The following is a 5,613-nucleotide window of genomic DNA, read 5'->3' as shown; positions in this document are numbered from 1 at the left end:
TGAGTCCTCCCAGCTTTACCGTCATTCGTGCTCAGGCTGTCTGCACATCGCCGGTCCGGCGTGCGCTGCCCTGCACCTGCCATCCCCGAACGGATCGAGCTCCCGCTATTCGCCCTTCATATCGAGACAACTAACTTCGATAGCGCTACACGCGACCCGAATACAGTTGCAGCACTGCATGACTAATCGCTTATGCGGACCGACGTGTCATCCGGCCCACACGCACGATGCGCTTGGTCTGGATCTTGAAGTCATCATCTGAAGATTTAACAGCTACTGGCTGTACCCCGTCAGAAATTTGCGAAACTTTCAGGCGAGCTACAGGTAATTCGAAGCTTTGAAGCAGCCCGTGGCGACCATTCCGCATCCCGATTACGGCCTGTTAACAGACTTTCAACGGGCCGTTGAGGCATCTGGCGTTATCCAGAATTTCGTTATTACATAACGGGTTCCCGCAGTAATCACGCGTCTCATTGGCCAGCAAAACTACAACTCTCAACGAGCGCTCCCATTGAGGTCATCCAGTGGGCTCCACCGCCTCGTTTCCACCCCAAGTAAGCCACTTCAAATGTTTGCTGAAAAAGTCCGCTCAACGTTGCCCATTGAGGTCCGGATCTTTGTTGCGTACAAGCCCACCCGGATCGGCAGGCACTGGCGTGACCCGGAAGTGCGCGAGCGAGTGTGACAGCACCAGGTCCCCTTGCACTACAGCCAGGCTATTCACCCCTGGTAATATCTGGGAAAGGCCGTGCGCCACTTGAGCGCCGAGCTAGATCGGGAAGATGCCGACGCACACAGATGCTTGCTCGATAACGGCCTGGGACATGGCTGCCACGGGTAACAACCCTCGTTTAACTGTAGCTGCTCGACAGAGTCCCTCGTTCGAGGCCATTGAGACCGACCGGCAGCAGGTTGTACGGCGGGCTACGTCGCGAAGCCGCATTCCCAACAACTGTCTAACGACATAGAAGTCGGCGGGAAACTGTTGTGCAGCGGCAGGATTCGCACCCAACGAAAATGGCGCTATGGTTATGCTGGGCGCCATGATCCGCGACCACCGGAACCCGGACTCCCACGAGCACAGGCACTAATTCGGCTATGTGGGGATCGGTGCTGGGATTGGCCATGCTGGCCGCACTCAACCCGGTACGGCTGGGCCTTGCACTCCTGATGATCTCGCGCCCGCGCCCCGGGCCGAATCTATTCGCCTACTGGCTCGGCTGTCTCACCGTGTGCGTTCCCGAACTACTCGTTCCCGTGATGCTGTTGCACTTCACCCCCGTGCTCGGGTCGTTCTCACCCGGTTCGGCCACCGCGGCCAGGAGCGCCACCCTGGGGCATATCCAGATCGGCGTGGGTGTGCTCGGGTTGACGATCGCCGGGGTGATTCTCCTGCGGTCCCTCATGCGTCAAAGAGCCAGCCAGACAGAGATGGACACGACGTTCACAATTCCCCGGCTGCTGCGCCGCGACGGGGATGCCCCTGCCGCCGCGGCATCAGGACCCCGGCGTCTTCTGCATCGCATTCACGACGCGTGGGACAACGGCGCCCTGTGGGTGGCGTGGGTGATCGGCCTCGTGTCGGTACCGGTGGACGGGATCCTCATCATCCTCGCCATCGTCGTGGCGTCACGGGCGGATATCGACGCCCAGATAAGCGCTTCTGTCGCCTTCATTCTCGTGATGTACGCGGTCGTCGAGATGATCCTCATCGGCTACGTGGCCGCACCCGCAAGAACCGAGACCGCGCTGCGACGACTACACGACTGGGTACGGACCTACCGTTGGCAGATCATGGTGACCCTCTTGGCGGTGGTCGGCGTTTCGCAGCTGGCCGAAGGGGTGGGCGCCAGCTGAGACGTCAGTGCGACGCCGCGGCGGCGCGTTCCGCGAGGTTTTCTTCGACCTCGTGCACCCACACGTCATGGGCATGCGTGGTGTCCACTTCGATCTCGAACCGTTCCGTCATGTCCGGGGTGATATCGGCCAGGTCCACGTAGAACTGCTCATACCAGCGGCGGTGCTGGTACACGGCACCGTCGTCCTGAGTGAGCAAGGGATTGTCGATGCGCGTCTTGTTCTTCCAGATCTCGACGTCCTCCAAGAACCCGTCGCCGAAAGATTTGGCCATCGCTGCGGCAAGCTTGCGCGCATTGTCGGGCGGCAGCTCGGGCATCTCCTGGATGGCGACGCCCCACTGCAAGACGAAGGAATCGTGCGTCACCGGATAGTGACAGTTGATGAGCGCTACTTCCACGGTGAATCCGGGGCCGAGGTCGTTGTGAATCCAGTCGATCATGTACGCCGGCCCAAAGTACGTGGCCTCTGACCGCACACCCGTTCCTTCCCAAAGCTTTTCAGGGTTTGGCACGTAGTCGGGACGCGGCTTGGACTCCATGAACTGACTGGCAGTCTGCCCCTCGATGACATTCTTGAAATACGTGGGATAGGCGTGGTGAATATAGAAAAAGTGCGCCATGTCGACGTTGTTGTCCACGATCTCCCGGCAGTGCGAACCCTCGATCAGAATCGAATTCCATTGCCAGGGAGACCATTTCCCCTCTTCATAGCCGACAATCGTGGGTGGGGCCAACTCGGGTGGCGGCACGGAGCCCTCCGGGTCATGCCACACCAGCAGTTGACCGTTTACCTCGAGAGTGGGCCGGCTGCGCGTACGCGCGAGCTTCGGGGTGCGCTTGGCGTATGGCACCAGCTTGCATTTACCGTCACCGCCCCAACGCCAATCGTGAAAGGGACAGGCCACGTTGTCGTCCTTGATCGTGCCCTGCGACAGATCGCCACCCATGTGCCGGCAGTATCCGTCCAGCACCTTGACGTCGCCGTGCGAATCGGCGAACACCACCAGCTTGGTGCCAAACGCCTCGATACCGTGCGGCTGGCCGTCATGGAACGACTCGGCCAGACCCAGGCAGTGCCATCCCCGGGCAAACCTGTTCATCGGTGCGCCACTATAGATTTCGCGAATCGCATCGTCAGACTGCATGGGGCTGTCCTTTCGCTGACTCATTTCCATACTGCGCGCTACAACAGCCGTTGTCGTCCATATGCCATGAATTGAGCATCGAGTGCGGTTTTGTCCTCCGACGTCATTCGCAGGAATTCCGGTGCACCCCTACCTGCCCACCAAAACACGGGCTCATCGGTGTGCCAGCGCTGCTCCTGTAGCTCACGCTTGAGCACCTTGTTGGAGCCCGTCACCGGCAAGTCGGCCGAGACCCGCAGGAACCTGGGAATGCCCTTGCCGCCCAGGTCCTCCTGAGCCGACAAATACTCGGCGAACCCCTCCACATCGAATGAATCCGGATCCGCCACCTCGATGGAGGCCATCACCTGATCACCGGAGCGCGGGTCGGGTACCGCATACACCCCTGCGGCGATCACCGCGGGGTGACGCCGCAGAGCCCGCTCGATGGTCAGCGCCGACGTGTTCTCGCCGTCAACCCGAATCCAGTCACCGCGACGGCCCGCGAAGTAGATGAACCCGGCAGCATCGAGGTAGCCGAGATCGCCGGTCCAGTACCACCCATTGCGGATGCGGTCGGCGTCGGCATCGTCATTCTTGTAGTAGCCCTCGAAACCACGCCGACCCTGTTTGTCGACGATCTCACCGACCGCCTCGTCGGCATTGAGCACACGCCCATGCCTGTCCAAAACTGCTGCGACACAGTCCTGCAACGTCTGCGGATCGACAATCGCCACTCCGTCGTGGGCCGGGCGCCCCAGCGCGCCGGTGGGCGCCTCGGCGTCCAGCACCACCGCTCCCCCACCCTCGCTGGACCCGTAGCCTTCGAACAGCTCCGCACCGAACCGTCGCCGGAACTCGGCCTGATCCTCGGGAGACGCCTCGGTACCGAATCCGCGCACCAGCTGGTTGTCGGCGTCGTCGGCCTGCTCCGGTGTGGCCAACAGATATCCGAGCGCCTTGCCGACGTACGTGAAAAATGTTGCACCGAAATACCGCACATCGGGCAAGAACCGAGACGCCGAGAAGGTCGGCGTCACGCAGACGGTGGCACCGTTGGCCAATGCGGGGGCCCATAACGCCATCAGCGCGTTCCCGTGGAACAGCGGCATACAGCAGTAGTCGACATCGGAGCGCACATGCCCAAACTTCTCGGTGGCCAGGTGGGCGATCTGAGCCAGTCGCCCCTGGCTGCACTTCACTGCCTTGGAGGCTCCGGTAGTGCCGGAGGTGAACAGCAGCAGGAGCAGTGACTCCGCGCCCACCCCATCGGAAGCCACTGCCGCGGTGCGGTTCTCGTCAATAAGCGTGAGGTATTCGGGCCTATCGATCACGAGAAATCGGTCCGCGGACAGCCCCAGCTCAAGACCCTGTAGGCGACCGAGGTGCTCGGTGTCGGTGACGATCAGCTGACAGTCGGTGTGGCGGATCTCGGCGGCCATCTCCGCCGGCCCACGCGTGGGGTTGATCCCCACGATGGTGGCCCCCGTCAGCGCGGCACCGCCCAGCCAGAAGATGAAGTCGGGCACGTTCTCCAGCAGCACGCCGATATGAAACGGCCCGTCGGCCCTGAGTTTCCGCGCCAACGCACCCCGCGCGGCGGATTCGCCGACAACGTCGTCCCACGTCCAGTCGCGATCACGCGTGCGCAGCCCCAGGTGACTATCGCCCACACGATCCAGGAGCATGGCCGCGATATCGCCTCGATGCGATGTCGCGGGGGAAATGGACTCAGCGGTCATAGCGCCGATGATGCACCCATCAGATCCCGATATTCCTGAGGCAGCTCCTCCGGCGTCAGCTTGGTGATGCGCACCGGTCCGGAGTGATACGAGTCCTCGCCCTCGATAAAGCCGTCGGCATCGACGGGCCACAGCACCAACTGGCGGAACACCAGCAGATAGTCGGCGCCGGGATCCTCGATCGGGAACCCCATGCTCTGCGCCACCGCGCCCGGATAGATCTGCTTGAGGAATCCCTCGGTGACAACGCAATCGTCGTCGACGAGAAGACGATCCGTCTCAAATTCCATGACGCTCATCCGTCCCTGCACCAGCCCCGCGTAATAGGTGCGGACCCCATCGCACCCCTTGGGCCCGAAATCCTGACCATCCATCAGCCAGGAGCCGGCGCGCACCGGCGGGAGCGGATATCGCCAGCACCCGCAGCTCACGGGTGTCGTCCAATCCGAGAAGGCGCACGGCGCGCATTCGATCCTCGGGTTCGGCGGCACCGGACAACACCACTTCGATGAGGGCGGGATCGTCCATCCGCAGGGCGGCGGGCGTCTGGGCAGGCGCACTCCGGGTCAGACAATGGCGCAGACGGTGCAGGAGGAGCTCGTCGGCGGGACGGGACGGTCCCTCGCGCTCGAGCCACACCGTGGGCTCTGCGCCATCGGACCACCGGACACCGATCGGGCACCCGGCGAGTTCCTCCGCCGAACGCACCGCGGCCTCGACATCTGCCGCATCAAGCTGGTCGAAATGGGACACGATCATCAAGACCAGGTCGGCGTCCAGTGCAGGCTGTTTGTCCATCTCGTTCTCTGTACCTCGATCGGTGGACATCCATTCGAGAAAATTTCTGAGAACTCTCTAAGGCCCATGCGCGTTCTGCCGGGTGGAGCG

Annotated in this window: 3 protein-coding genes and 2 pseudogenes; 1 reads left to right on the top strand and 4 read right to left on the bottom strand. The window is 62.2% G+C overall.

Annotated elements, in window-relative coordinates:
- Positions 1–1,098: 1,098 nt before the first annotated feature.
- Positions 1,099–1,857, top strand: a complete 759-nt coding sequence (locus B4393_RS23750; protein WP_078336226.1) for a GAP family protein — start codon at positions 1,099–1,101, stop codon at positions 1,855–1,857.
- A gap of 4 nt (positions 1,858–1,861) precedes the next feature.
- Here B4393_RS23750 and B4393_RS23745 read toward each other — a convergent pair whose 3' ends face one another.
- The 4 genes and pseudogenes from B4393_RS23745 to B4393_RS23730 all read right to left on the bottom strand — a co-directional run.
- Entirely contained in the window at positions 1,862–3,004 is a 1,143-nt protein-coding gene (locus B4393_RS23745; RefSeq protein WP_078336225.1) for a Rieske 2Fe-2S domain-containing protein, read from the bottom strand.
- 38 nt (positions 3,005–3,042) lie between these two features.
- A complete protein-coding gene (gene casI, locus B4393_RS23740; protein ID WP_078336224.1) occupies positions 3,043–4,725 on the bottom strand; it encodes a steroid-22-oyl-CoA synthetase in 1,683 nt (560 codons plus the stop codon).
- Positions 4,722–5,099 (bottom strand): annotated as a pseudogene (locus tag B4393_RS23735) (nuclear transport factor 2 family protein); the annotation flags it as partial. The pseudogene B4393_RS23735 and the gene casI, both read right to left, overlap by 4 nt.
- Positions 5,086–5,523, bottom strand: a pseudogene (locus B4393_RS23730) (PucR family transcriptional regulator); the annotation flags it as partial. The pseudogenes B4393_RS23735 and B4393_RS23730, both read right to left, overlap by 14 nt.
- Between the last annotated feature and the right edge of the window lie 90 nt (positions 5,524–5,613).

The sequence above is a fragment of the Mycobacteroides franklinii genome (genome assembly GCF_002013895.1).
Lineage (GTDB): Bacteria > Actinomycetota > Actinomycetes > Mycobacteriales > Mycobacteriaceae > Mycobacterium > Mycobacterium franklinii.
The sequence above is the reverse complement of the archived record's forward strand: the minus strand, read 5'-3'. Positions and strand labels throughout refer to the sequence as shown.